Below are 25,968 nucleotides of genomic sequence, written 5' to 3' on the forward strand. Positions count from 1 at the left end.
TAACTTTTCTTCTACAGCAAATTGAGGGGTGGTTTTATAACCCCCTGTAATTATTGAATCGTTCTTTGAAAAATCGGGAATATTTCAAATATGCGGTGCCACAGATATTAGTGATTATCCTTGACAATAGATGAATCATTCACTAAATATAGGGTGTCTATATAAGGAGAGACCCCATGTTTGCAAGGCTCAAAAAATCAGGAAAATATCAGTATCTCCAAATTGTTGAGAATCGCCGGGACGGGAAGAAAACCGTCCAGCGCGTCATCGCCACCATTGGCCGAATGGATCAACTTCAGGCCGGGAGTGATATCGAGACTCTGGTGCGCTCTCTATCCAGATTTTCAGAAAAGGTTCTTCTGATCCTCTCAGGGAAAAGCGATGTTCATGCTTCGGCGAAGAAGATCGGACCTTCTCTGATTTTTGACAGGCTGTGGAAGGAGTTGGATATCGGAAGGATCATCCAAGCCCATCTTGCTGAAAGGAAATTCGGCTTTAATGTGGAGAGAGCTGTTTTTCTGACCGTTCTGCACCGGCTTTTCGTTTCCGGTTCCGACAGGTATTGCGACAAGTGGCACCGAGACTATGTGATCAACGGCGTTGACGATTTGAGCCTGCATCACTTTTATCGTGCCATGGCCTTTCTTGGGGAAGAGCTGGAAGATCAGAAAGGAAAGACGCCGTTTGCACCGAGATGCATCAAGGATATGGTTGAAGAGGACATGTTCCGGGTGCGTCGCGATCTGTTTACCGGACTTGACGTTGTTTTCTTCGATACCACCTCAATCTACTTTGAAGGTGATGGCGGCGAGACGATCGGTCAGTTTGGCCACAGTAAGGATCATCGTCCTGATTTACATCAGATGGTTGTCGGTGTCGTCCTTGATAATGAAGGCAATCCCGTATGCTGCGAGATGTGGCCAGGGAATACGGCGGATGTAAAGAGCCTGATTCCCGTTATCGAGAGGATAAGACAGCGTTTCCAGATCAAGCAGTTCTGCATCGTCTCCGACCGTGGGATGATCAGCGAAGAGACCTTGGCCTATCTGGAAAAGGAAAATATCCCCTATATCCTGGGTGCCCGAATGAGAATGGTCAAAGAGATCAAGGAAGAAGTCCTCTCCAGAGCCGGCCGGTATCGGGAGGTCTATCCGGAGGGTATATCCTCCAAAGACCCTTCTCCGCTGAAGGTCAAGGAAGTCCATGTCGATAACCGCCGTTACATTGTATGTCTGAACGAAAGGCAGGTCAGGAAGGATGCCGCTGACCGGCAGGCTATCATCGACGCCCTACAGGAGAAAATCAAGAGCAATCCGAAATCTCTTGTAGGCAACAAGGGCTACCGGAAGTATCTGTCCCTGGATCGGGACACCGTTTCTATAAATCAGCAGAAGATCAGTGATGAAGAGCGCTTCGATGGCAAGTGGGTTCTCAAGACCAATACAAACATGACTCCAGAACAGGTAGCCCTCAAGTACAAGGAACTCTGGCAGGTGGAGCACGTGTTCAGGGACATGAAGTCCATCCTCGATACCAGACCTATCTTCCACAAGAGGGACGAAACGATCAGAGGCCACGTGTTTTGCAGTTTCCTTGCCCTGGTACTAAGAAAGGAACTGGATCGCAGGCTCGAAAAGGCTGGTCACTGTTTTGAGTGGGCGGATATCAAGCAGGATCTCAAGGCGCTTCAGGAGATTACCATTGAGGATAACGGTAAAACCCTGGCCGTCAGAACGGAATGCATAGGAGCCTGCGGGAAGGTTTTCCAGGCTGTCGGCATCGCCATGCCCCCAACAATCCGGGAGATATCATGACTTGTTTGACCTCTTGTCAAAGAGCAAAATGTGGTGCCAAGAACTTTTTCAGGATATCTATCTGTCCGTAATCGCAAAACTATTTTTTGGCAACTGTAGAAGATCAGCTAAAGGCACGCCCCAGTATTTTATTGGACACATCCAAGACATCACCGAGCGCAAGCAGGCGGAGGAAGCACTGCATCAGTCTGAAGAGAACTTCCGCCGTTCCCTGGATGACTCCCCGCTGGGGGTGCGCATCGTGACCGAAGAAGGTGAGACCATTTATGTCAACCGGGCCATTCTGGATATCTATGGCTACGACAACATTGAGGAATTGAAAACAACCCCCGTAGTAAAGCGCTACACCCCGGAGAGCTTTGCCGAGTACCAGATAAGAAGGGAAAAAAGAAAACGAGGTGATTATGCCCCGTCCGAATACGAAACAAGAATCATCCGGAAAGATGGTGAAGTCCGCCATATCCATGTCTTCCGCAAAGAAATACTCTGGGATGGTGAAAGACAGTTTCAAGTCTTATACAACGACATCACCGCCCGCAAGCGGACAGAGGAAGCACTGGAGAAAAGTGTTCAGCTTTTAAGGGATACCGGAGAAATGGCTGAAGTCGGAGGTTGGGAGCTTGACCTCTCGACCGAGGAGGTCTCATGGACGGAAGAGGTCGGTAGGATCCACGGAGTTGAGCCGGGATATAAGCCGAAGCTGGAAGAAGCCATAAAATTCTATGCACCTGAATCCATCCCCGCTTTAAAGGAAACATTGAAGAAAACCATAGAGACTGGCGAACCTTACGATCTTGAATCCCTTTTCACTCCTTCAGGCAGCAAAGATAAGATTTGGGTGCGGTCGCTTGGAAGGGCCGTTTACAGCGACGGTAAAATAGTAAAACTTGCTGGGACATTTCAGAATATTGATAAATATAAACGGGCGGAGGAAGGGATGCGGGAGACCAATGCGTATCTCGACAACCTCTTCAACTATGCCAATGCCCCCATTATCGTCTGGGATCAAGAGTTTATGGTTGCCCGGTTCAACCACGCCTTTGAACGACTTACGGGGTATATGGCAGAAGAGGTTATAGGCAAAAATCTGCAAATCCTATTCCCTGTTTCAAGTCGGGAGGAATCGCTTGTACTGATTGAAAGCACTTTGAGCGGTGAATACTGGGAGTCTGTCGAGATCCCCATACTTTGCAAAGATGGCGGGATCAGGACAGCGCTCTGGAATTCGGCAAACATCTACACCACAGACAGGGCGACCCTTATCGCCACGATTGCCCAGGGGCAGGACATCACCGAACGGAAGCAGCAGACAACGGAATTGATTCGCTCCAATAGGGAAAAGGCGCTGCTTCTGAAGGAGATCCACCATCGGGTGAAGAACAATCTGCAGATCATTGCCAGCCTGCTCAGGTTGAACACCAAGTATAGCGGGGATGAAAGGGTAGAAGAAATCTTCCGGGAAAGCCAGGACCGCATCAGGGCGATGGCCGCCGTTCATTCCATGCTGTACAAATCCGAAAACTTTGCCGAGATAAACTTTGGAGAATATGTCCGGGAGACGGCCAGGCAGTTGTTCCGCTCCTACAATACAAACCTGGAAGCCATTTCTTTGTTAATCAATGCGGAAGATGTTATACTTCCCGTAGACACTGCCATACCATGCGGTCTTATTATCAATGAACTCATCTCCAACACATTAAAGCATGCCTTGCCGGACGGCAGGAGAGGTGAAATCAGGCTAGAGATGAAGAAGGATGAAAATGACGTCCGAATCATCTTTGAAGATAATGGGGTTGGTTTTCCGGAAGACATGGATTTTCGCAACACGGAAACGTTGGGGCTGCAACTGGTAAATATGCTCGTTGCCCAGCTTGACGGTGCCATTGAAATGGTCAGAAACGGCGGGACAAGGTACGTGATAACGCTGAAAACATAAAACACCTCGGGGGTAATCGTATGCCGAAAGTAAAAATACTGATTGTGGAAGATGAAAAAATAGTGGCCATGGACATCCGGAAGAGCGTCGAAACAATGGGTTATTTTGTCTGTGCAATCGCCTCTTCAGGAGAAGAGGCGATTCAAAAGGCAGATGAAACCCGACCGGACCTGGCACTGATGGATATCGTGTTAAAAGGGGATATGGACGGCATAAAGGCTGCCGAACAGATCAACGCGCTTTTCAAGATACCCATCGTCTACATTACCGCCTATGATGACGAAGATATTTTGCAGCGGGCCAAAATAACAACGCCGTATGGTTATATCACCAAACCCTTTAACGACAGGGAACTGCGCATAGCCATTGAGATAGCCCTGTATAAAAATCAGGCGGAAGTTAGAATAAGAAAGACGGAGCTCTGGCTGGCCGCTGTTCTCAGGAGTGTGGGCGATGCGGTCATTGCCTCGGACAAGGAAGGACAGATAACCTTCATGAATCAAGTGGCTGAAGAGCTGACGGGATGGAAAAAAGAAGACGCCCTTGGGAAAAGGCTGACGGAAGTTCTCCATATAAAAGATGAAGATCTGGGCAGCCTGGAAAAACGTTTAGTGGAAAAGGTCATTACCCAGGGGCTGATAATCAATCTGTTAGAAGATCGCCTGCTTGTCTCCAAAGACGGAACCGTGATACCCGTCTCCGACAGTTTGGCGCCCATTAAAGGAGACGACGGGGAAACACCCGGCACGGTGCTCGTCTTTAGGGACATCACCGAACGCAAGAAGGTGGAGGAGGCGCTCCGTGAGAGCGAGGAAAGGTATCGAAGCATCTTCAACGGGGTACTGGAAGGGATCTATCAAACATCGCCGCAAGGAAAAAACTTGGCAGCCAACCCCGCCTTGGCGAGGATATTGGGCTATGATTCAGCGGAGGAGGTTGTAGCATCTGTTACAGACTCGGCGTACCAAGTATGGGCAAACCCAAATGAGCGATCTCATTTTATAACACTACTTGAAGAGCATGAGACTGTCTATGGATACGAATGCCAGTTTTTACGCAAGGACAAGACTAATATCTGGGTGTCGCTCACCAGTAGAAGAGTTTGCGGGCCTGATGGACAATTACTCTATTATGAGGGGCTCGTCGAAGACATCACCGAGCGCAAGCGGGCGGAAAAGGTGCTGCAGGAGAGTAAAGAATTCGTAGAAAACCTCATTGATTCGATGCTAGATGGGTTTTCGGTACTGGATAGTGACGGCGTTCAAATTGGTGCCAATGCTGCTTTTTGTCAGATGACTGGGTTTTCAAGAGAGGAACTCATCGGAGTTGGGCCGCCTCACCCCTATTGGCCACAGGAGGCGCATGAAGAGATAGAGAGAGGTTTCCAGAAGACCTTGCGGGGCGAATTCAGTGACGTTGAATTGACTTTCATGCGGAAAAACGGCGAGCGCTTTCCAGTAATCGTCAGCCCCTCCTGGATTCAGGACAAACAAGGGAATGTAGTTAGTTACTTTGCGACGGTTAAAGACATCACCTCCCGCAAGTGGGCGGAGGAGGAATTGAAAACTTCTACTGAACAGTTACGAGCCCTTGCTGCCCGACTGCAACAGATACGTGAAGAAGAGAGGATAATGATCGCCCGGGAAATCCATGACGAACTGGGCGGGGGACTTACCGGATTGAAGATGGAGCTCTCATGGCTGTTACACAAGGTGTACGATACAGAAGCAGGCAAGGAGCGCGTTGCCTTGATGAGCAAGATTCACGAATCGAATGAGCTGATGGATCGGCTGATCCAGGTAGTCCGCCGTATGGCGACAGATTTGCGACCATCCGTTCTGGATGATTTGGGTCTGATAGCCGCTCTGGAATGGCAGTTACAGGAATTCACAAGTCGCACAGGAATTTCGCATGAGTTCGTCACTGCCTTCGACTATGTAAACCTGGAAGAGGCCACAGCCGTTGCCGTGTTTCGCATCTTTCAGGAAACCCTGACCAATGTGACGCGACACTCGGGAGCAACAAAGGTTACCGTACTCTTGCGGGAGGGAGAAAGAAGTCTTTTCGAGGGCGATAGTCTTTTCCTGGAGATCAGGGACAACGGCAAGGGAATCATGGAAGGTGAAATTCAGGACGCGAAATCCCTCGGAATTCTGGGCATGAGGGAAAGGGCTCTGGTTTTTGGAGGAGACCTCCAGATTTCCGGTGAGCCCGATTCAGGAACAACCGTGGTCCTGAAAATTCCACAAAAACCGGGAGAAACATCATGATCAAGGTGATCATTGTAGATCATTGTCATAAGTTATTAACTGCAGGCTTTCATTGGTAATCCTCAATTCTTTTCTGCAATGAGAGTTGCGGACTCGTAGGTGGTGTCAATAACCTGCAAATTTCATTTTTCCATTGATCACTTTTGCGCATTTCCAAAAGAAAGCTGCTACACAAACTCTTTCCTAAAAAATCTCTACTTCAATAAATAACAGATGACCCGTCTGTGAAATCAAGAGCGTTGATAAGTCGCGTTAGTGATTAGGGCAAAAACTTGTTATATTTTTAAGAAAATTACCATTTTCATAAATAGACGGTAGTTTACCCTTTTATTTTTTCACGTGTCAGTAATTTGTTTTCGACCACATATCGATCCTGAATGACTTCTCACTGTCGGATTGTTTCAATACAATAAATCTGCTCATGGACACTAATGTGTTTTTATGGTAGGAAATCTGCAAAACTAATCCTATAAAGGATTTATATGGTTATTAAAAAGATCGGTATCATTGCGAACATCGAAAAAGAGAAATCGGCCGAATGTACCGTTCAATTGAGAGACTGGGCCCTGAAGCAGGGTATTGAGGTCTTTCTTGAAGAGGGAATTGCCGGAAAGATCGGTGAAGATAAGGGGCTGGACAGGAGGGAGCTGGCATCCCGGGTCGATCTCCTGGTTGTGTTGGGCGGTGATGGAACGATTCTCAGGACAGTCCGTTTTGTCAGTGAGTATGACATTCCGATTGTCGGCATCAACCTTGGGGAGTTCGGTTATCTCACGGAGGTCAATTTGAATGAGATGTACAGCGCTCTTGAATTGATCGTCAAAGGGGAGTACCAGACTGAAAAGAGGATGATGCTGGATATTACGATATATCTGGGAACAGAAACGATCAGGCAACAGAGCATTTTGAATGATATGGTGATTACCCGGGGGAATCTTTCACGAATCCTCAACCTGGAAACGACGGTCAATGAACGGTATCTGACCACCTTCAGGGCTGACGGTATCATTATCTCCACCCCGACGGGCTCCACCGCATATTCCCTTTCCGCAGGAGGGCCTATCGTTTTCCCGGAAGCGGATTCCTTTATCATTAATCCCATATGTGCCTTTACATTGACGAATCGTCCGATCATCATCCCTGATGATGCCGAGATAAAGGTAATTATGTGGACGAAAGAGCAGGGTGCGATGCTGACCCTGGATGGACAGGTTTCATATACCATGAAATCAGGCGATAGCATTACCATTAAGAAATCCCGGTACGTGACTAACCTTGTATCGTCACCGCACAGGGATTATATGGAAATCCTGCGAACAAAGCTGGGATGGGGTGGATCGTCTACCGGAACCAATAAGTGTTGATATGCTGACGGAACTGAGTATCAAAAATTTTGCCATTATTGATGAACTGAAGGTATCCTTTACCGGCGGCCTCAATGTGATCACCGGTGAAACAGGTGCGGGAAAGTCGATTCTTATCGGGGCCATGAGCCTTCTGCTGGGGGATCGGGCGTCTGTCGATATGATCAGGTCGCTTGAGGATACGGCAATGGTGGAGGCATTGTTTGAAATCGGAGAAATGGACGATCTGAAAGGGATAATCAGAGAGATGGGTTTCCATGTGGGGAAAGAACTGATACTCAAGAGGATCGTTTCCCGGACGGGGAAGAATAGAGTGTATGTCGACGGACAATTGGCAACCCTTGCAATGCTTTCCTCCATCAGTGAGTATCTGATCAATATCTGCGGGCAGCATGAGCACCAGGTAATCTTGAATGCAGACAAGCATATCGACATTCTGGATGAATTCGGCAACCTTATGCAGTTCAGGACGGAGTATAAAGAAATATACGATAAATATATGTCTTTCAATGAGAACCTCAGGCATCTCATGGAGGTTAATAAGACCCGCGATGAAAGGGGGGGATTTCTGAGATTCCATCTTAAGGAAATTGAAGACGCCGGAATTCGCAGCGATGAGGATGAGGAGCTTCTGAATGAGAAGAGGGTTTTGAATAATGTCCAAAGGTTGATGGCGTATGCAAACGTCGCCCACGATGTGCTCTACGGGAAAGCCGGTTCGGTCTTGGAAGGGATTCGCAGCGTCATTTCGAATATCAGGGAAATAGAGAAGGTTGGCGGGGGATTAAATCTTTCTGAGCAGGATATGGATACGGTCTACTACCAGCTTGAAGAGGCCGCATCTACTCTCCGGGACTATATCAAAAATCTGTCCTATGATCCGGTAAGGCTTGAAGCCATTGATGATCGACTTGAACTGCTGGGACGTCTGAAGCGAAAGTATGGCCGTACACTTGAAGAGGTTTTAAAGAAGCGGGCCGACATCGAGGAGGAATTAAAGGCCGTAACTTCTGTTGATGATGAGATTGAACAGAGGTCTAAAGAGCTTGAATCGCTGAGCACGGAACTTCTGGATAAGGCACAAAAGCTTTCTGAGAAGCGCAGGGAAGCAGCATCGGTTCTGAAAAAAGCGATTGAAGAAGAGATTCATACCCTCAGGATGGAGAAGGCGGCGTTTGAGATCATATTCGAGGAGCCTGCCGATGATCAAGGCGGCGGTCGGTTTAATTTCCGGGGAATCGATGAAGTGGAATTTTATCTTACCGCAAATGTGGGGGAGGAGTTGAAACCGCTCAATCGGATCGCGTCCGGGGGTGAACTTTCGCGGATCATGTTAGCGATAAAAAAGGTACTGGCACGCGCGGGTTCTGTGGGGACGCTGATATTTGATGAGGTTGACAGCGGAATCGGAGGATCGACAGCGGAGGACGTGGGCAGGAAGCTAAAGGACGTATCAAAACATCACCAGGTCCTGTGTATTACACATATTCCGCAGATTGCCTGTTTCGGAGACAGTCATTATCGTGTTGTGAAGACGATTGAGGGTGAAAGGACGATTACCTCCGTGGATGTTCTTGCTGAGGAGGCACGTCTGGACGAAATTACCAGGATGCTTGGCGGTGCAGAGCTTACGAAAAAGACGAGGGAACATGCACGGGAGATGCTGGATTTGTCCCGCAAATGAGAGAGGTGAAATATGCTGAGGAAGGCCCGAATCGGTGATGTAAAGACCATTCACCGGATGATTAATCATTCTTCCGGCAAAGGGGAAATGCTCCCCCGTTCTCTTATGGATATTTATGGAAGCCTGAGGGATTTCTTTATTTATTTTGACGAGAGTCAACAGGCGATTGCGGGCATCTGTGCCATGAATATCATCTGGGAAAACCTTGCAGAGGTCCGTTCCCTTCGTGTTGAAGAAGAATACAGAAAAAAAGGGATAGGGAAGAAGCTTGTAGAGGCCTGTATATCTGAGGCCATAACCTTGCAATTATTCAGAATATTTACTTTGACCATCAAGCCTGAGTTTTTTAAACGACTCGGCTTTCGACAGGTCGACATGTCAACCCTTTCCGAGAAGATATGGTCGGATTGCTTCAGATGTTCCAAGTATCCGGATTACTGTGATGAAGTGGCGATGATTATAGAACTATGAGGGATATTAATGAAGTATCGACAGATTTTTTGTTTTATTGTGCTGTTGTTTATAATAACCGGTTGTGCAGTTAAAATTGAGAAACCAATAGAAAAGCCTGTACCTCCTCTCGTATTGATCCCCCCTGAAAAAGCCCCCTCATTGGTCGATGATCTTGACAGGGCATCACTCAAGACGGCCACCGAGAGAAGTCTCCAGTACTATGAAAAAACTACAGGGAAGGGTACATATGGACTTGGTAATGGTCGAGTTACGGGCCAAGAGTTAAAGGATTCGCTCCTGCTATTTCGAGAAATCCTGGATAGCACTGATTCGGATGAGGTTAAGCAAAAGAAAATACGCAATACCTTTGATATCTATAAAGCCACCGGCCTTGATAATCAGGGAAGGGTTTTTTTTACAGGATATTTCGAATCCATTTTGGAAGGCTCCCGGGAAAGAACGGAGAAATACCGGTATCCGATATACAAATCCCCCGATGACATAGTAGTAGTGAGTTTAGGTAAGTTCAACGAAAAATACAAGAATGAAAAAATTATCGGCAGATTGAAGAAAGGTGAGTTAGTTCCTTATTTTACCAGGGCGGATATTGAAGAAGCTGGTTTGCTGGGGGGAAGGAACCTCGAGCTTTTCTGGGTGAATGATCCCATTGATTTATTTTTTATGCATATTCAGGGTTCGGGGAAAATACGATTGCCGGATGAAAATATCATGCAGGTCAGCTATGCACAGAAGAACGGCCACCCGTATCGGAGTATAGGGAGATACCTACTGGATAAGGAAAAGCTAACCAGCAGCGAGATGACTCATCAGTCTATAAAAAAATATCTCCGGGAACACCCCGAAGAACTCTCTGATATTTTGAACTACAATAAGAGCTACGTCTTTTTTCGCATTGTTGAACATGGTCCGATAGGCGCCCTGGGGCTAACCCTTACTTCCGGCAGGTCAATCGCGACAGACCTTGATTTATTCCCTAAAGGAGCTCTTGCCTTTGTCAGGTTACGGAAACCTATTTTTGATAAAAACGGAAACATAAAAACATGGGAGATTTTTTCCCGCTTCGTACTCAATCAGGACACAGGAGGGGTGATTAAAGGTCCCGGGCGTGTCGATCTGTTTTGTGGTACCGGTAGTGACGCTGAAATGCTGGCAGGGAGTCTTAAAGAGAATGGGGAACTATATTTTCTTGTGAAAAAGAAGGTTAATCAGACGATCAATCCGTAACAGACGAAAAAAGTGGACACTCGGCCTGAGTTATTTGTCACTCCTGATGAAGCAGCGTGGGTCTTCGGCGAGATAATCTCCTGAATAGGCCCAGGCCCTTCCCCTGCATCCACCGCAGATCTTTTTATAACGGCAGTCTCCACAGAGACCTTTCAGGAGATTTTCACGATTCCTCAGATTTTTAAAAACGGGCGCTTCTTCGTAAATTTCGCTAAAAGGCTTTTCCCGGACATTTCCCGTATTCACTTCAACAAACGGACACGGCCAGACCTCTCCGTTGGCCTTGATATATACGAAACCCCGGCCGGCGGCACAGCCATGAAATACCTGTTCTGCAATTTTGATTAACAAACCATTCTGAATACCCTTTTTTTCGAGGATGTAGGGCCAGTACTGGGGGCCCGCAACGGGTTCGATAATAGCCCTGGTCTGCTTCTGCTTCTGAGCGATCAGCCTGCTCAGATTCTCGTTGGCTGATTTTTTCAGGGTTGCCCTTTCGATCTTTCCGCCTCTGCCCACGGCGACTAACTGATACATGAGCATGATGCTCGCATCATGTTGATCCACAAAGTCAATGAGGTCTGAGAGGTTTTCCATGTTGTATTCCATAGCTGTGGTATTAATCTGCAGCAGGATGCCCGCCTTTCTGGTGGCTTCGATCGCCCGGAGGGCCAGGTCAAATGCCTTCGGTGAGTTTCTAACAAAGTTGTGAATATCGGGGTCGGAGGCGTCAATACTGATGGCGTTGCAGACAACGCCGTGCTCCTTTAATTTCCAGGCCATCTCTTCATCGATCAGAATACCGTTTGTAGCGATGATATTGGCAAATCCGACGTCTTTTGAATGTTTCAGGAGGTCGAATATATCCGGTCTGACAAGGGGTTCACCGCCGCTGTAGACGAGCGTCCGAAAACCATCAACTTCGGCAAGCTGATCAATCAACCTTTTACCTTCATCTGTTGAAAGTTCATGCGGGTGCGGCTTGCCGCTTGCCGCGTGGCAATGTATGCAGTTGAGGTTGCAGGCGGCAGTGACCTCCCACACGGGATGACCGGGATAGCCAATGCAACCCATGCCGAGGGCGCCATTTGACACCGGTATCGCTTTAAGACTATGCCGGAAAAGCCACTGGGGAAATTTTTGCCAGTTATTGAGATATCCCATCAAGAGGGCGCTTCCCAATTGTCTGCAGAGCAAAGACGGGGGCAGAAAAAATGGTTTTATGTTCTTTCTATGATTGTTACCGTTCATTTTAGACAGCTTTTACATATATGCAAAAATGTATGTCATCGTTGTACCCAAATTTACGGCTATGTTCAGTCCACACATAATTTCCAGAATTTTGGGATCTTCGAACTTCTTTTTTACCATCATGACGGCAATAGTTGCCGAAAGGATAAGTACCGGCAGATAAAAATAAATGGCCTTAATGGGGATTCCTGCTGTGATTGAAAGAAACATGGTTATCCAGGCAAGCATGGATATAATAATATACAGGGTTTTGCCCTTTTTCTTTCCCAGGCGGACGAGTATGTTTCTCTTGCCAACTGCTGAATCGGCTACAAAATCCTGAAATTCATTAAGAAGAATGACATTAAATATCGTCAGTCCAACAGGTATGCCCATCAAATGAATAAGGGGAGAGATATATCCCGTCTGTATGTAAAAACCTGATGCAACAGGAAGCCATCCGTAGCAGAAACCAATAAATATCTCTCCGACCCCTCTTTCAACCAGCCTGACGGGTCTCGTTGAATAAAAGAAGCCGGGAAAGGCGCCGAGACAGCCAAGGAGCAGGGTATAGGGACCCGTTTTAATAATAATCTGGAGAATAAATCCGATGACAGCAGCAAGCGTGAAGGTAATGAGGCTTGTCCAAAGGGGTACCTGTCGGGAGAGAATTCCCGATGGAATAACTCCTGATCCGCCGGCAAACCTGCTATGAAACAATTTCTTGGAAATTTTGTCTTCCTCATGGTCAAAGTATTCTCCTGCATGATACGTTGAGAGCAGGATCAGAATAACTGCAAGAACACCGAGGATGAAGACAGCATTACTGAAGAGCCCGACAATCTTCCAGGCGAGGAAAGACCCGAGGATGAAGGGAAGAACCCCGACGGTGTGGAAAGGAGGTCTTGAAAGGCCGATCCATCCTTTCAGATTTGCTTTAAATCTGTGCATTTCCATCTGTGGTGAGACAAAATAATAACGGTATTTTTGTCGGGTTTAATCCACTAACACAAACGATAGCCCTTGTCAAATGGTCATATTGTGCGGGCTTATAACATGAAGTAATTCCGAACCCGCTGTGCGCGTGCCTTTGCAAGGAGAAAATATTTTAAAAAAAGATAGAATTGTCTTGATTGTTGTTTTTCTTTATGTTACGAATTGCGCAAAGTATCAAGATAATGAATTAATTCTTCCTTGGTTATACATAAGACATGCTCAAATTCAATGAATATGGAAATAGTTTAACAGTAAATATTCAGTATCCGTGTTTACTATCATAATATGATAGCTTATGAGTTCCTCATTGAATAAAAAATCATGTATAGAAAGGGTATTTACGAGAGGTATCAGCAGTTGGTGGCTCATAAATGGTTGAGCCACTGACAGGGGATAAATTAATCTTTTTATAATATTTATTGAAAGGGGGATTTTTAGAATGACGAAAGCGGAATTAATAGCGGTAATTGCAGAGGGAGCGGATATCACCAAAGCGACAGCGTCAAAAGCGTTAGAGGCTTATGTAGCCGCGGTGACAAAAGAACTGAAAAAGAACGGGAAATTGGGTTTGGTCGGGTTTGGCACATTTTCTGTTATGAAAAGAAAGGCAAGAGAGGGAAGGAATCCCCAGACAGGAAAAACTATAAAGATACCGGCTAAAAAAGTGGTCAAGTTTAAGGCAGGGAAGGGATTAGCAGATAAAGTTAAATAGTGTATTAAATATAGAGGTATCATGTCAATTAAGGCCTCCGGTTATTTATTATATCGGGGGCCTTATTGCGTTTAGGCGTATCATCGTTCGTTGACAGGAACTTTTCTTTTTGTTATGAACGTCTTCCATAAATAAATACTCAATAGGAACAACTGAGGGACATAAATTGACAAAAAAGCGGATATTAAGTGGTATGCGCCCCACGGGGGCGCTCCATTTGGGAAATCTTCACGGGGCTCTGAATAACTGGATAGATCTCCAGAATAGTGGAGATTATGACTGTTATTATTTTGTAGCCGACTGGCACGCATTGACCAGTGAATATAACAATACTGATCTGATTAGAGAACAGGCACTTGATATGGTCATTGACTGGCTCAGTGTTGGTCTGGACCCTGTAAAGAGCACATTATTCATCCAGTCCAGTATCAAGGAGCATGCTGAACTTTTCATTATTCTGTCAATGATAACACCACTATCATGGTTGGAAAGAAATCCCACGTATAAAGAAATGAAAGAGGAGCTGGTGGAGAAAGATCTTTCCACTTTCGGATTTTTGGGTTATCCGGTCCTCCAGGCAGCGGACATCATCATGTACAAGGCTTACGGCGTGCCTGTGGGAGTAGATCAGCTTCCCCATGTGGAACTTACGCGGGAGATTGCCAGGCGCTTCAATTTTCTTTATCGGGAAATCTTTCCCATCCCGGAGCCCTTGCTCACCGATGTACCGAAACTTTTAGGTATTGACGGGCGAAAAATGAGTAAATCATACGATAATTCCATATACATAAGTGATCGTGAAGATGCATTGAAAACAAAGATAGGCGCTATGTTTACTGATCCGCAGCGCATGAGGAAACGTGATCCGGGGAGACCGGAACTTTGTAACGTTTTTACCTTTCACCAGATTTATTCTCTCCCCGATGATGTTCAGGAAATATCAAGAGAATGTAAAGGGGCAGGGATCGGCTGTACGGACTGTAAAAGATCTCTTGCAGATCGGATAATAAAGGGTATGCAGCAAATTCATGCTCGTCAGGACTACTTTCGGGGACATATCGATGAGGTCAAGAGTATTATCGAGGACGGAAATACCAGGGCGACCAGGATAGCTCGCAAGACAATGGAAGAGGTTAGGGAAGCCGTAAAAATCTAAAATACTCATCACTGCTTTGTGCAGGCTGCCATCCTTTTCACAAGGGCAGGTTTTACGGTACCGATTCTTCATTCCTGCCGGTATTACCCAAGATTCACGTTCCATGAATGTATGATTCCTCACCCTATCCTCCATTTCTGGATTCTTCATAGTTTATAAGAGCATCATTATGGGATATGAGGTTAAACTCGATATATTTGAAGGTCCCCTGGATCTGTTACTTTATCTCATTAAAAAGAATGAGATCGATATATATGATATCCCCATCGCTCTCATTACAGAACAGTATCTTAAGCACATAGAAATAATGAAAAATCTCAATTTGGATGTTGCGGGGGAGTATCTGCTTTTGGCGTCGACACTAATCCATATAAAGTCGAAAATGCTCCTACCGGTTCAAGAAGATGAAACTCAGGAAAATGAAGACGAGCAAGATCCCCGTTCGGAACTTGTCAAGCAATTACTTGACTATCAGGCCTTTAAGGAAGCGTCGATACAACTGGAACAAAGGCCCCTTTTGGAAAGGGATGTCTTTAAAAGGGGATATTCTGTTGAGAACCAGTGTTCTGAAAGAGGAGACGATGAAACTGATGTGGAACTGAGCGTTTTTGAACTTGTAGAAGCTTTTTACAGAATCATTTCTACTATGGGAAAGACAGAATTCATGGAGATTGATGTTGAAAAAATGTCTCTCACCGATAGGATAAATGAAATTATGGGAAGGCTTGCCGAAGGGAAAAAACTGACATTTGTGGAATTACTGGGAGATTACTCAGATAAAAAAATGATCCTCTATACTTTTCTTGCGATCCTAGAACTAATGAAATTGAGAATGATCAGGGTCTATCAGGCCAGTTCTTTTGGTGTGATCAGGGTCGCTCTCGCCACGGAACGATAAATGGAAGAGACAAAGGCAATAATAGAAGCCATTATATTTGCTTCAGAATTTCCGATTTCTATTGACAAAATCAGGGAAGTTCTGCACGATGTTGAAAAAAATGTAATTATCCGCATACTTCAAGATCTGATTAAGGAATATCAAGAAAGGCGAGGTGGTTTTTTTCTTCAGGAGGTTGCAGGAGGGCTTCAGTTCAGGACAAGAGCAGACCTCAGTTACTGGATCAACAAATTAATGAGGGGAAAACCGGCAATGCTGTCACATGCGGCTATGGAAACCCTTGCTGTCGTTGCATATAAACAACCGGTGGTGAAAGCGGAAATTGACAGAATTCGGGGTGTCGATGTCGGCAGCTCTCTAAAAGGATTGCTGGAGAAAAAACTCGTGAGAATTATGGGCCGAAAGGATGTTCCCGGGAAACCCATCATGTATGGTACAACGAAGAAGTTTCTTGAGGTATTTAATTTAAAAGACCTTTCAGAACTGCCGACCCTGAAGGAACTGAAAGATTTACAAGCGGAAACATAAACAGAAGACAGAAGACATTTTTCTGCCTTCTTACTTCTTACTCCTGACTTCTGTATTAGGTATAGGATTTTATGAAAGAACGTATTCAAAAGATTATAGCCAGCGCAGGGATTTCATCAAGGCGCACTGCCGAAAAAATGATCGTGGAGGGAAGGGTTAGCGTAAATAATGCAATTGTGAGGCAACTGGGTGCAAAGGCGGATATTGAGGAGGATGAAATTCGGGTAGACGGTAAGTTGATTTTGCCTGAAACGTCAAAAGTCTACCTGATGCTGAATAAACCGAAGGGATACATGACGACTCTTCATGATCCTCAGGGGAGGCCGGTTGTTAAGGATTTACTTGCCGATATAGCGGAAAGGGTCTTTCCTGTCGGACGGCTGGATTATGATTCTGAAGGGTTATTGTTAATGACCAATGATGGTGATTTTGCCTTGAGAATACAACATCCCCGGTTCAGGATTCCAAAGACTTACAGGGTTAAGATTGAAGGAAATCTGGCAAGCAGCGCGATTAAGGCGCTTTCAGAAGGTATAAAGTTAAATGACGGGAAGTTCAAGCCGGATAGTTTTCATATTGATAAAAAAAATCCGAAAAGTTGCTGGCTTACCATGACCATCGCAGAGGGAAGAAACAGAGTGATCCGAAGGGGTTTTGAGTCATTGGGTCATTCAGTTACCAGGATCATCCGGACGACTATTTCAGACGTCGGTTTGGGTGATCTGAAAGAAGGGACGTACAGACACTTAACCAGAAAAGAGATTCAGCATCTGCTGTCATGCTCGAAATATTAAGTTATTTTTTTTCAAAGCCTTTAAATTACATAAAAAATTTTCTTGACATTAATTCGAAAATAAATAATAGTCCTGAAAAGTGAAGCTAAATTATCATGTTATTTTAAAGTGAGCTATTAAATTTGCATTTTAAATGAAGTATTACTATGATCAGTTATCGTAAGGAGGATATATGAATAAGTCTGGACTTATTGAGGCTTTAAGCAAGAAAGAGAACTTGACAGAGAAAAAGGCGATTGATGTAGTTAGCCTGGTTTTTAAGGGTTTTACCGATGCACTTAAAAAAGGAGGCAGAATAGAAATCAGGGGCTTTGGTAGTTTTGTTGTAAGAAAGTATACTGCCTATACTGGCAGGAATCCTAAAACGGGGAAAAATATCAAAGTCGCTCCGAAGAAACTGCCTTTTTTCAAAGTAGGAAAAGAACTTAAGGCGAAGGTAGATGGTAAAAAGTAGGTTATTCATTCAGTATCGGTAAACCATAATTATTACAATCCAATAAATTGCCTGTATCGTTAAATGTCAGGGATCATTTTATGATGATCCCTTTTTTAGTTTCACGCATATAAGTTTGAATGTGAATGTTTGCCCGCCTTTTATCTGCCTTAACCTCTCCTGAAAGGCTAAGCTTACGGATGCATTCAGCGTCATAAGTATTTGTTTAAAGATACTTTATAGGTAATGTTGTTACGTTGAATAACCGGCAATCGACTCATTTGGATATGAAAGAAAAGGTACGAAGGTTGCCTTATCTTCATTTTTTCCTCTTTTTGTTTACGCTTTTCAGCACCCTTGTTGCCGGTACATTGCAACAAGGAATCAACCCGATCGAAAATCCCTGGTTGCTCTGGAAGGGGATACCTTTTTCATTTACACTTTTGATGATCCTGGGCGCCCATGAATTCGGCCACTATTTCATGTCTAAGAAACACCATATTGATGTGACCCTTCCCTATTTCATACCGGCGCCTTCATTTATCGGTACTTTTGGCGCATTCATTAAGATGAAATCCCCTATTATGGATCGACGAATCCTTCTCGATATAGGCGCCGCTGGTCCCCTTGCGGGTATGTGTATTGCGGTTCCAGTCCTGTTGGTCGGTCTTTCTCTATCAGAGATCCGCTATGAAACTGTTGAATCGGGCTTTAGCCTCGGTTCCTCACTTTTTTTCTTATTTTTGAACTGGTTAGTGCATGGGTCTATGCCGGATGATGTAAACCTCATTCTTCATCCAATAGCCTTTTCCGGCTGGATTGGACTGCTGGTTACCTGTTTGAATCTGTTGCCCGTCGGTCAGCTTGATGGAGGCCATGTAGCCTATGCGGTTATTGGCCCGAAACAGCATGTTGTGTCAAAGGCAGTGCTCGCAATTCTTGTTGTGCTCGGTGTAACCGGCTGGAGTGGTTGGCTTGTATGGGCAGGCATCCTGCTTATTATGGGAACAAATCACCCGCCGGTTATTTATGACTGGATTCCTCTCGATAGAAAAAGAAAGGTCATTGGCTGGACCACTTTATCACTATTTGTCATGACCTTTACACCTGTCCCGTTCTGATTTACATTAAGCCTTCTTCGCGAAAGCTGAAAAACCTGTTTTCACCGATAATGACGTGATCATGGACGATAATATCTAATATTCGCGCTGTTTCCTGGATCGTCTTCGTTAGCCGGATATCTGCATCGGAGGGCCTTACATGACCTGATGGATGATTATGAACCAGGATGATGGCCGATGCTTTTTGTTTCAAAGCATTTTCAAGGACCTTTCTCGGATAAACAACAGCCTGGTTAACAATCCCTTCCTCAATGGCTTCAATCTCTGTGATCCTGTTTTGTGCATTCAGGTAAATGACACAAAATTGCTCATCCTTTAGACCACCCATATATGTCTTGCAGTAATTCAGTAACTCACTCGTACAGGTTATTTGGGGTTTCTCTTTGGCCTTTTCTTTGAGGTACAGGGTCCCCATTTCCTTTATCAGTTTTATCAAGATTGCCGTGTGAGAGCTGATACCTTTGACCTTTTCGAGGATACTTATTTCCGCATCAACGACACCTTTGAAGGAACAAAATTCACGGAGGAGATCCTTTGCCAGTGGTTTAACATCTTTTTGAGGGATTGCGTACGATAAGAGAAGCTCTAAAGCCTCATAGTCATGGAAGGCATTAATACCTGATTCAGTAAATTTCTTCTTCAGGCGCTGACGATGATCTTTATAGTGGGGTGTGTCAGGAGGTATGCTCACGGAAATACTTGTTTATCCTTCTTTTTGATAGGTTGCACGAAAAGTGATTTATCCTGTCATTCCCGCGCAGGCGGAAATCAAGACGCCGTTCCTGCCTTCGCGGGATAAACTGCACCGGGAAACTATGAAAATTGCCGGATTCCGGATCAAAGCCTGCCCTGAACTTGATTCAGGGTCCGGAATGAAAGTAAAAATCTATATTCGTGGCAATGACAGGTTAAGGGCGATCATTAAATCAGCCCAAGTTCGCTTTGACAAAATCCCAGTTAATAAGATTCTCAATGAATGCGGTCAGATAGTCCGGCCTCCTGTTCTGGTAATCGAGATAATATGCGTGTTCCCAGACATCAATGGTGAGAATTGGTTTGAGGCCGTGCGCGATAGGGGTGTCCGCATTTGCAGTTTTGGTGATCTTTAATAAGCCGCCGTCAAGAACCAGCCAAGCCCAGCCGCTGCCGAACTGGGTTACACCTGCATTTTTCAATTCTTCCGCGAATTTTTCAAAACTTCCCCATGTTTCGTTGATTTTATCGGCGATTGCTCCGGTCGGCTTGCCACCACCCTTCGGTTTCATGCATTGCCAGTAAAATGAGTGATTCCAAACCTGAGCCGCATTGTTGAATATACCTGCCTTTGAAGCATCCCCTGCGACTTTCTTAATGATTGCCTCAAGAGATTCATTGGCCAGATCTGTTCCGGCAATGAGTTTGTTAGTATTGTCAACATATGCCTTATGATGCTTGCCATAATGAAAATCCAGGGTATTGGCACTGATCACAGGCGCCAAAGCATCCTTTGCGTAGGGTAGATCGGGTAATTGTATAGCCATATCTGTACTCCTTTCTTTTAATTTAATGTAACATACCACATCAAGGTTTGTCGGTGCAAGAACGACTGACATGTACTGTTGGTTTTTATGACTGAATTTTTCCGGTTTGTGTTTCGGTAAAGGGAGTCATTATTAATTACCTGTCTTAAATAATTGTGCAAATCACGTCCATCTCATTTTGAAATTAAGCCAGGTTGTATAAATAAACATTACAATAGTTAAGATTGTCGCCGGCAGAGCGGCTTCCTTACTAAAAAGAGATAACGCTAAACCTCCCGCAAGCCCATAGTTTTTAAGGGTACCGAGCAGAAAAAGGCTGGTCAATTTTTCTCTATTAAAATGAAGTAATGTACCCGTCAATTCGATCAGAAATCCCAGCAGAAAGGTACTTGCAAAGCCGATAATAGCTACAGGCGCCAGAGAAAAAGGTTGACCTATAATAGTCTCTCGATTCAGTCCTACGAGCGTGTATATGATTAAAAAGAAGCTCCAGTCTGTTATTATTCCCCTTACAGGTTTTATTCGTTCATTCAACTGTTTCCAAATGAGTACACGGGAAATAACAACAGGAATGATAATTAATTCTATTGCGACCGCGAACAGTTTGGTTGTATCTATGGCAATTATGTCTAAAAGTCCAAAGGCAATTACGGGTATAATTATCAGTGCACCGATGTAGGCCCCAATAGTCCCGGCAACTGCATAGGTTTCGTTTCCTTTAAAAAGATCGGTAAAGGGTATTATTGACACGGCAGGGGGAACAGAGGCAATGAGGATAAATCCAATCCACAATGTTTCTTCATGGACCAGAAATGCACTCATTCCGATAATAAAGTTACCCAGTATTATGAAGTTCATGAATATGCCGAGTAGGATGGGAATTAAGTGAGACCGGAGAGAACGGAGGACATTGTTGGAAATCCCAATGATGGACAGAGTCATCACAATGGAAAGCGCCGGGATCACTAAGGGACTGGTCCACTGTGCGCCGTGATCAAAAAACAGACCGGCCATTACAGCCAACACAAATATAAAATTTCGATGATACAGAAGGGCTCTGAGCTTAGTCACCACTTATCTCCATCATCATCTCACTCTCTAATGATTTTTTTGTACGCGAGACCTGTTATAAATAGAATGAAATTAATCATGACGATCGTTGCCCCTGTGGGAAGGTCAAGAAAAAACGAGAGGACAATCCCTGAGACAACTGAGGTTATTGCGGATAATGATGCGGCTAACATGACCGCTTTGAAGCTCCTCGCTATCTGGAGGGCAGTTACTGCAGGGAATATGAGTAATGCAGAGATGAGCATAATCCCCACAACTTTCATGGATAAGACGACTGTTACAGCGGTCAGCAAAACAAAAATCGTATTGATGAATTTCGTGTTAATGCCGGATGCCTTTGCAGAGTCTTCATCAAATGTAATGGAGAGAAGCTCATTGTAATATAAGGAGATAATCAGGATAACCAATGCGGAAAGTATGATGGAGATGATAACCTCGACTTTACTGATTGACAGGATACTGCCGAATAAATAGCTGAATAGATCTACATTGAAGCCGCCGGCAATACTCGACAGCATGACACCAACGGCAATTCCAAAAGATGAAACAACGCCGATAGCGGCATCGCCGTATAATCTGGCCCTTTCCGTCAGCTTTAAAATGACAATCGAGCATGTCATAACAATCGGTATCGATACATACAATGGTGACATTTTGAGAAGCATAGCCAGCGCTACACTGCCAAATGACGCATGGGCAAGGCCATCCCCTATGAGCGAAAATCGTCTCAGTACTAAAAAAACACCCAGGATGGAACAGAGTATCCCTATGAATGAGCCGGCGATGAGGGCCCGTTGGATGAATCCGTATCGGAGAAATTCAGTCAGTTCCATGAGCACAAGAAGAAAAATTCAGGTTCAGATTATGACGCCTTCGTAACAAATCCATATGTCAAAGGGGAGATGGGTTTCATACGAGATCGTCAGTTATGTCTGTGGCAGATAATATGCTGTGAAAACTCCCCGAAGAACTGGGTAATCTCGCTGGATTTGCAGAAATCTTCGAAGCTTCCGTAAAAAATAATCTTTTTGTCAATGTAGAGTAACTTCGAGGTATATTTCCCGATATTACCCATATCGTGAGTGACAATGACAATAGTTACATGTTTTTTTTTGTTCAATTCATCCATGAGACCAAAAAAACGATCTCTCATTTCCGGGTCTAAAGCGTCTGTCGGTTCATCGAGAATCAGAAATTCCGGATTATTCACAAGGGCCCTGGCAACGAGGACCCTTTGCTGCTGGCCACCTGAGAGTTCACCTATGGGTTTATTCCTGAGATTCGTTATATCAAGCAGATCAAGAATGCTATCGACGGTTGTATTGTCAGACCTATTCATGTGTTTGGGGAAACTTTTTTTTGAAAGGAGCCCCATGGCTACGACCTCGCTCACTGTAGCCGGGAAACGAGGATTTAGGGCGGATATCTTTTGAGGCAGATACCCTATTTTATGCCATCCGGAAAATGCGTTGGTATCCTCACCGAAAAGGGTAATCTTTCCGCTGTGTGGTTTTATCAAACCGAGGACAACCTTTATCAGGGTTGTTTTTCCCGAACCGTTAGGCCCGACAAGACCGATATAGTCTCCTGTGCTTATGGAGAATGTGATATCGCTTAAAACATCCCTGGAGTTATATCGAAAATAAAGATTTTCTATGGAAAGGACATCTACGGGCATTGTAATCCGACCTTCAGGTTTTCTAAATTTATTTCCATCAGTTGAACAAACGTCACTCCACTATCCATTTCTTTTCTGGTTACATTATGGGCGCCATGAAGCATCAACAAACTGCAACCCGTTTCTTTTGAAATTACCTCTGCAATCTTCGGTGTAATGAGTTCCTCATAGTATATATAACGAACACCGTGTTTTTTTACATTATTAGTGAGTTCAACCAGTCTTTTGGGGGTTGGCTCAGCATTCGGAGCAAATCCTTTATACGCAGATGCATACATTAAATCATATCTTTTTGCGAGGTAACCGAAGGCAAAATGCCCTGCGTGGATGATGACTTTGTCTCTGCATCGTAACAATGTATCTTTATACTTTTTATCAAGCTCCTCAAGCTTTTTTTTGTATTCATGAGAGTTTTTTGCGTAGAAATCTTTATTTTGAGGATCCTTGGCAATAAATTCAGTGGTAATGGCATCGACCATTTTAACGGCATTTGAGAAATCAAGCCATATATGGGGGTCAGGGCTCCCCGATTCTTCTTGATGCGTATGTTCAGCCTCGTCATGACTGTCGGTCCTTCGTATTAAGGTAATATCTTTGCTTGTGTCGACAACCGTCAGTCTTTTCGTGTCAAGGCCCTTTAACAGGTTATCAACCCATGGTTCCATATATTTGCCCGTAAATATCAGAAGGTCGGAATCCTGGATTCGTGTTATGTCATTCGGTCTTGGTTCAAAGTTATGGGGTTCTACACCGGGCGGCACCAATAAGCTTACCGCTGCCTTTTGCTGACCGATATTTTTTGCAAAGTCATACAGGGGAAAGAGTGTCGTGACGACCTTAATATTTTTCCGATCATCTGTCTTTTTTTCATTTTTTTGACAGGATTGAAGAAATAAAGAAAATGCAACTACGACGGATAAGAACATCAGGAAAATTTTTCTCATTTATTTTCACCCTCAATATTTTAAAAGGTGTCTATCAAAAATGTGACGCCTTTGCAAATTTCAGTTGTAAGAGTTTTTTCTTGACAAAAAAACATATTAATATCATGGAGAATAATAATTCACTATTTGAATAATCATTCTATTATTTGAATCGAGGCTCAAAAATGGAAAAGGCAAAAAGAAAAGAAATGGAATTTCAGATCCGCAGGACTGAGATCCTTAATCAGGCAGAAAAGATATTTGCCTCGAAAGGGTTTTACATTGCCACCATGGCGGAAATTGCTGATGCCTCAGGTTTCGCCATAGGCACACTCTATCATTTTTTTGAGGGTAAGGAAAACCTCTACACAACGATGGTCAGTGAGAAGCTGGACATGATGTATTCAGAAATCAGAGATGCGGTAAATATGGCAGATAACGCCCTAGATAAAATCGAAAAGCTGGTGAGATCACATTTTTGCTTTGTAGAGAATAATGTCGATTTTTGCAACCTCTTCATTCGTGGCGAGGGTGCAACCCTCTCGAAAGGGAAAACGATTTTGAGAGACAAAATGAATGCTGACTATCTCAACCACATCGGTTTTATAGAAGAAATAATGCGTTTAGGGATTAAGACAAACTCTTTAAAAGTCACACAACCACGCATGATGGCTTTTGCACTTTCCGGCATCATCCGATCCTTTATTTTTGGATGGTTGCTTACAAATCAAGATCATCCCTTACGTGATAAGGTTGATTGCGTATTGGAAATATTTTTGAAGGGAGCAAGTGCGGAGGTGAGACTATGAACGGCCGGTGTATATCACTAATTGTTTGTTTTTTATTGGTTCTGAGTGTGCCGATGATACCGGCTGTCCTTTATGCTGCGGAATATTCTCTTGACGATCTTTATCGTATTGCCCTGGAGCGCGCTGAGAAGATCAAGCTGACGGAGGAAGACCTGTATATTGCAAAGACGGGCAAGGAGAAGGCGCTGTCATTACTCTTACCGCGGCTGTCGGCCTTCGGCAACTATACGAAGTACTCGGAAGAGAAATACAATGCAACGGGCACGCTTCTTCAACCGAATACAGCGACCTCATGGGGTCTGCGGGCGGACGAGACTCTGTCATTGAGCGGGCGGGAACTCACGGCGCTGAATATTTCGAGGGAGAACATTGTAAAGAGTCAGTATGACCTGTATGCCATACGGGAGGTATACCTTTTGAGTGTGGCATCTGCGTATTATGATGTTTTAAGGACGAAGAAGTCACTTGAGATCACGGAATCGAACCTGGAGAGGCTGACGAAATACAGGGATGCTGCCGAGAAGCGGTTAAAGGTTGGAGAGGTAACGAAGACGGTGCTTCTGCGGGCGAAGGGGGAGCTTTCCGGTGCGCGGTCTGACCATGTCAAGGCAAAGAATGCCCTGGAGCTTGCCAAATCCGTTCTTGCAAGGACAGTAGGGATTGAGGGGGATTTTCAGATAAAGGAGTCTCCTTCGGAGGATATTAATATTTCTCCTGAAACTTCTTTCCAGGAGCTGGCATATAAAGGTCGTGCCGATCTTAAGAGTCTTGAGGTCCAGAAGAGGATGGCTGAGGAGCAGGTTCAGTATACGAAGGGCGCCTTCTGGCCGACGCTTTCCGTGTCCGGGGCATATGTATCGGCTGATCAGTCGCCGTCAACGCAGACGCTGGTGAAAGAGAGTACCTATGGTCTTCTTTCACTGAACTTCCCGTTTTTTGAAGGGGGATTGAGGCGGGCGGAAGTGAAAGAGGCGAGGGCAAAGGAAAGGCAGTCTGCGCTTATTTACGAAGATTATAAGAAGTCCATCGGTATAGAAGTTCAGAGCGCCTATCTCGACCTCGTTACACAAAAAGGAATCCTTAAATTCTTGGAGGACCAGGTGGTCTATGCCCGGGACAATTACAATGCCGTTGCGAAGCAGTTTGAGTTCGGGCTGGCTCAGAGCCTTGATGTAATGGATGCGAATACGCTCCTGGTTACGTCGGAAAGGAATCTGGCGGAGGCCGGTTACAACTATCAGGCAGCCATTATAAAGATGAAAAAAGCAACGGGGACGTTTCTCAAAACAATCACGGGTGATCAGTCGTGAGAGAGGATGATTGCCATGGAGCA

24 protein-coding genes are annotated in these 25,968 nt (G+C 44.8%); 16 read left to right on the top strand and 8 right to left on the bottom strand.

The features are described 5' to 3' along the window. Nucleotides 1-176: 176 nt before the first annotated feature. From NTW12_06660 to NTW12_06690, 7 genes are all read left to right on the top strand, one after another. Nucleotides 177-1,814, top strand: a complete 1,638-nt coding sequence (locus NTW12_06660) for an IS1634 family transposase (GenBank protein ID MCX5846024.1) — start codon at nt 177-179, stop codon at nt 1,812-1,814. A gap of 28 nt (nt 1,815-1,842) precedes the next feature. Continuing rightward, nucleotides 1,843-3,750: a PAS domain S-box protein gene (locus tag NTW12_06665; GenBank protein MCX5846025.1), complete on the top strand. Its 1,908-nt coding sequence runs from the start codon at nt 1,843-1,845 to the stop codon at nt 3,748-3,750. Nucleotides 3,751-3,770: 20 nt separating this feature from the next. Then, a complete protein-coding gene (locus NTW12_06670; protein MCX5846026.1) occupies nt 3,771-6,020 on the top strand; it encodes a PAS domain S-box protein in 2,250 nt (749 codons plus the stop codon). A gap of 482 nt (nt 6,021-6,502) precedes the next feature. Beyond that, complete coding sequence (locus tag NTW12_06675) at nt 6,503-7,384, top strand: NAD(+)/NADH kinase (protein ID MCX5846027.1); 882 nt, start codon at nt 6,503-6,505, stop codon at nt 7,382-7,384. Next, nucleotides 7,353-9,068 (top strand): DNA repair protein RecN, encoded by a 1,716-nt coding sequence (recN, locus tag NTW12_06680; GenBank protein ID MCX5846028.1) that lies wholly within the window; start codon nt 7,353-7,355, stop codon nt 9,066-9,068. Before NTW12_06675 ends, recN begins: the two co-directional genes overlap by 32 nt. A gap of 12 nt (nt 9,069-9,080) precedes the next feature. After that, complete coding sequence (locus NTW12_06685) at nt 9,081-9,539, top strand: N-acetyltransferase (GenBank protein ID MCX5846029.1); 459 nt, start codon at nt 9,081-9,083, stop codon at nt 9,537-9,539. Between the two features lie 9 nt (nt 9,540-9,548). Next, the gene (locus NTW12_06690) at nt 9,549-10,766 is read left to right on the top strand and encodes an MltA domain-containing protein (GenBank protein ID MCX5846030.1); all 1,218 of its coding nucleotides are present in this window, start codon (nt 9,549-9,551) and stop codon (nt 10,764-10,766) included. Nucleotides 10,767-10,796: 30 nt separating this feature from the next. Here the strand turns inward: NTW12_06690 and NTW12_06695 are convergent, their stop codons facing one another. Then, nucleotides 10,797-11,930 (bottom strand): radical SAM protein, encoded by a 1,134-nt coding sequence (locus NTW12_06695; protein ID MCX5846031.1) that lies wholly within the window; start codon nt 11,928-11,930, stop codon nt 10,797-10,799. A 99-nt stretch (nt 11,931-12,029) separates the two neighbouring features. Continuing rightward, the gene (locus NTW12_06700; protein ID MCX5846032.1) at nt 12,030-12,947 is read right to left on the bottom strand and encodes a prenyltransferase; all 918 of its coding nucleotides are present in this window, start codon (nt 12,945-12,947) and stop codon (nt 12,030-12,032) included. Between the two features lie 484 nt (nt 12,948-13,431). Between NTW12_06700 and NTW12_06705 the strand changes: the two genes are divergently transcribed. The 7 genes from NTW12_06705 (at nt 13,432) to NTW12_06735 (ending at nt 18,634) form a co-directional block, all read left to right on the top strand. Next, nucleotides 13,432-13,704 (top strand): HU family DNA-binding protein, encoded by a 273-nt coding sequence (locus NTW12_06705; protein ID MCX5846033.1) that lies wholly within the window; start codon nt 13,432-13,434, stop codon nt 13,702-13,704. 166 nt (nt 13,705-13,870) lie between these two features. Next, nucleotides 13,871-14,860 carry a tryptophan--tRNA ligase gene (trpS, locus tag NTW12_06710; GenBank protein MCX5846034.1) on the top strand — a complete coding sequence of 330 codons (990 nt, stop codon included), beginning with the start codon at nt 13,871-13,873 and terminating at the stop codon, nt 14,858-14,860. A 169-nt stretch (nt 14,861-15,029) separates the two neighbouring features. Then, nucleotides 15,030-15,758: a segregation/condensation protein A gene (locus tag NTW12_06715; protein ID MCX5846035.1), complete on the top strand. Its 729-nt coding sequence runs from the start codon at nt 15,030-15,032 to the stop codon at nt 15,756-15,758. Continuing rightward, nucleotides 15,759-16,286: an SMC-Scp complex subunit ScpB gene (gene scpB, locus NTW12_06720; protein ID MCX5846036.1), complete on the top strand. Its 528-nt coding sequence runs from the start codon at nt 15,759-15,761 to the stop codon at nt 16,284-16,286. It begins immediately after the preceding gene. A 71-nt stretch (nt 16,287-16,357) separates the two neighbouring features. After that, complete coding sequence (locus NTW12_06725) at nt 16,358-17,080, top strand: pseudouridine synthase (GenBank protein MCX5846037.1); 723 nt, start codon at nt 16,358-16,360, stop codon at nt 17,078-17,080. 172 nt (nt 17,081-17,252) lie between these two features. Further along, nucleotides 17,253-17,534 (top strand): integration host factor subunit beta, encoded by a 282-nt coding sequence (locus NTW12_06730; GenBank protein MCX5846038.1) that lies wholly within the window; start codon nt 17,253-17,255, stop codon nt 17,532-17,534. 266 nt (nt 17,535-17,800) lie between these two features. Next, nucleotides 17,801-18,634 carry a site-2 protease family protein gene (locus NTW12_06735; protein MCX5846039.1) on the top strand — a complete coding sequence of 278 codons (834 nt, stop codon included), beginning with the start codon at nt 17,801-17,803 and terminating at the stop codon, nt 18,632-18,634. A gap of 1 nt (nt 18,635) precedes the next feature. Here the strand turns inward: NTW12_06735 and radC are convergent, their stop codons facing one another. The 6 genes from radC to NTW12_06765 form a co-directional block, all read right to left on the bottom strand. Beyond that, nucleotides 18,636-19,325 carry a DNA repair protein RadC gene (radC, locus tag NTW12_06740; GenBank protein MCX5846040.1) on the bottom strand — a complete coding sequence of 230 codons (690 nt, stop codon included), beginning with the start codon at nt 19,323-19,325 and terminating at the stop codon, nt 18,636-18,638. 235 nt (nt 19,326-19,560) lie between these two features. Then, nucleotides 19,561-20,154, bottom strand: a complete 594-nt coding sequence (locus NTW12_06745; GenBank protein ID MCX5846041.1) for a superoxide dismutase — start codon at nt 20,152-20,154, stop codon at nt 19,561-19,563. Nucleotides 20,155-20,316: 162 nt separating this feature from the next. Continuing rightward, the gene (locus NTW12_06750; GenBank protein ID MCX5846042.1) at nt 20,317-21,225 is read right to left on the bottom strand and encodes a hypothetical protein; all 909 of its coding nucleotides are present in this window, start codon (nt 21,223-21,225) and stop codon (nt 20,317-20,319) included. A 20-nt stretch (nt 21,226-21,245) separates the two neighbouring features. Further along, a complete protein-coding gene (locus NTW12_06755) occupies nt 21,246-22,058 on the bottom strand; it encodes a metal ABC transporter permease (protein MCX5846043.1) in 813 nt (270 codons plus the stop codon). A gap of 89 nt (nt 22,059-22,147) precedes the next feature. After that, the gene (locus NTW12_06760; protein ID MCX5846044.1) at nt 22,148-22,903 is read right to left on the bottom strand and encodes a metal ABC transporter ATP-binding protein; all 756 of its coding nucleotides are present in this window, start codon (nt 22,901-22,903) and stop codon (nt 22,148-22,150) included. Continuing rightward, nucleotides 22,894-23,847: a zinc ABC transporter substrate-binding protein gene (locus tag NTW12_06765; protein ID MCX5846045.1), complete on the bottom strand. Its 954-nt coding sequence runs from the start codon at nt 23,845-23,847 to the stop codon at nt 22,894-22,896. Before NTW12_06765 ends, NTW12_06760 begins: the two co-directional genes overlap by 10 nt. Before the next feature lie 164 nt (nt 23,848-24,011). Between NTW12_06765 and NTW12_06770 the strand changes: the two genes are divergently transcribed. Together NTW12_06770 and NTW12_06775 are read left to right on the top strand one after the other, a co-directional pair. Then, nucleotides 24,012-24,635 (top strand): TetR/AcrR family transcriptional regulator, encoded by a 624-nt coding sequence (locus NTW12_06770; GenBank protein ID MCX5846046.1) that lies wholly within the window; start codon nt 24,012-24,014, stop codon nt 24,633-24,635. Beyond that, nucleotides 24,632-25,945: a TolC family protein gene (locus NTW12_06775; protein MCX5846047.1), complete on the top strand. Its 1,314-nt coding sequence runs from the start codon at nt 24,632-24,634 to the stop codon at nt 25,943-25,945. The genes NTW12_06770 and NTW12_06775 overlap by 4 nt, the downstream gene beginning before the upstream one ends. The last annotated feature ends 23 nt before the right edge of the window (nt 25,946-25,968 follow it).

This window comes from Deltaproteobacteria bacterium (genome assembly GCA_026388545.1).
GTDB lineage: Bacteria > Desulfobacterota > Syntrophia > Syntrophales > UBA2185 > JAPLJS01.

Coding starts and splice junctions, on each gene's coding strand:
- NTW12_06660 (MCX5846024.1), top strand. CDS start 177: ATGTTTGCAAGGCTCAAAAAATCAGGAAAATATCAGTATCTCCAAATT.
- NTW12_06665 (MCX5846025.1), top strand. CDS start 1,843: ATGTGGTGCCAAGAACTTTTTCAGGATATCTATCTGTCCGTAATCGCA.
- NTW12_06670 (MCX5846026.1), top strand. CDS start 3,771: ATGCCGAAAGTAAAAATACTGATTGTGGAAGATGAAAAAATAGTGGCC.
- NTW12_06675 (MCX5846027.1), top strand. CDS start 6,503: ATGGTTATTAAAAAGATCGGTATCATTGCGAACATCGAAAAAGAGAAA.
- NTW12_06685 (MCX5846029.1), top strand. CDS start 9,081: ATGCTGAGGAAGGCCCGAATCGGTGATGTAAAGACCATTCACCGGATG.
- NTW12_06690 (MCX5846030.1), top strand. CDS start 9,549: ATGAAGTATCGACAGATTTTTTGTTTTATTGTGCTGTTGTTTATAATA.
- NTW12_06695 (MCX5846031.1), bottom strand. CDS start 11,930: ATGGGATATCTCAATAACTGGCAAAAATTTCCCCAGTGGCTTTTCCGG.
- NTW12_06700 (MCX5846032.1), bottom strand. CDS start 12,947: ATGCACAGATTTAAAGCAAATCTGAAAGGATGGATCGGCCTTTCAAGA.
- NTW12_06705 (MCX5846033.1), top strand. CDS start 13,432: ATGACGAAAGCGGAATTAATAGCGGTAATTGCAGAGGGAGCGGATATC.
- NTW12_06715 (MCX5846035.1), top strand. CDS start 15,030: ATGGGATATGAGGTTAAACTCGATATATTTGAAGGTCCCCTGGATCTG.
- scpB (MCX5846036.1), top strand. CDS start 15,759: ATGGAAGAGACAAAGGCAATAATAGAAGCCATTATATTTGCTTCAGAA.
- NTW12_06725 (MCX5846037.1), top strand. CDS start 16,358: ATGAAAGAACGTATTCAAAAGATTATAGCCAGCGCAGGGATTTCATCA.
- NTW12_06730 (MCX5846038.1), top strand. CDS start 17,253: ATGAATAAGTCTGGACTTATTGAGGCTTTAAGCAAGAAAGAGAACTTG.
- NTW12_06735 (MCX5846039.1), top strand. CDS start 17,801: ATGAAAGAAAAGGTACGAAGGTTGCCTTATCTTCATTTTTTCCTCTTT.
- NTW12_06745 (MCX5846041.1), bottom strand. CDS start 20,154: ATGGCTATACAATTACCCGATCTACCCTACGCAAAGGATGCTTTGGCG.
- NTW12_06755 (MCX5846043.1), bottom strand. CDS start 22,058: ATGGAACTGACTGAATTTCTCCGATACGGATTCATCCAACGGGCCCTC.
- NTW12_06760 (MCX5846044.1), bottom strand. CDS start 22,903: ATGCCCGTAGATGTCCTTTCCATAGAAAATCTTTATTTTCGATATAAC.
- NTW12_06765 (MCX5846045.1), bottom strand. CDS start 23,847: ATGAGAAAAATTTTCCTGATGTTCTTATCCGTCGTAGTTGCATTTTCT.
- NTW12_06770 (MCX5846046.1), top strand. CDS start 24,012: ATGGAAAAGGCAAAAAGAAAAGAAATGGAATTTCAGATCCGCAGGACT.
- NTW12_06775 (MCX5846047.1), top strand. CDS start 24,632: ATGAACGGCCGGTGTATATCACTAATTGTTTGTTTTTTATTGGTTCTG.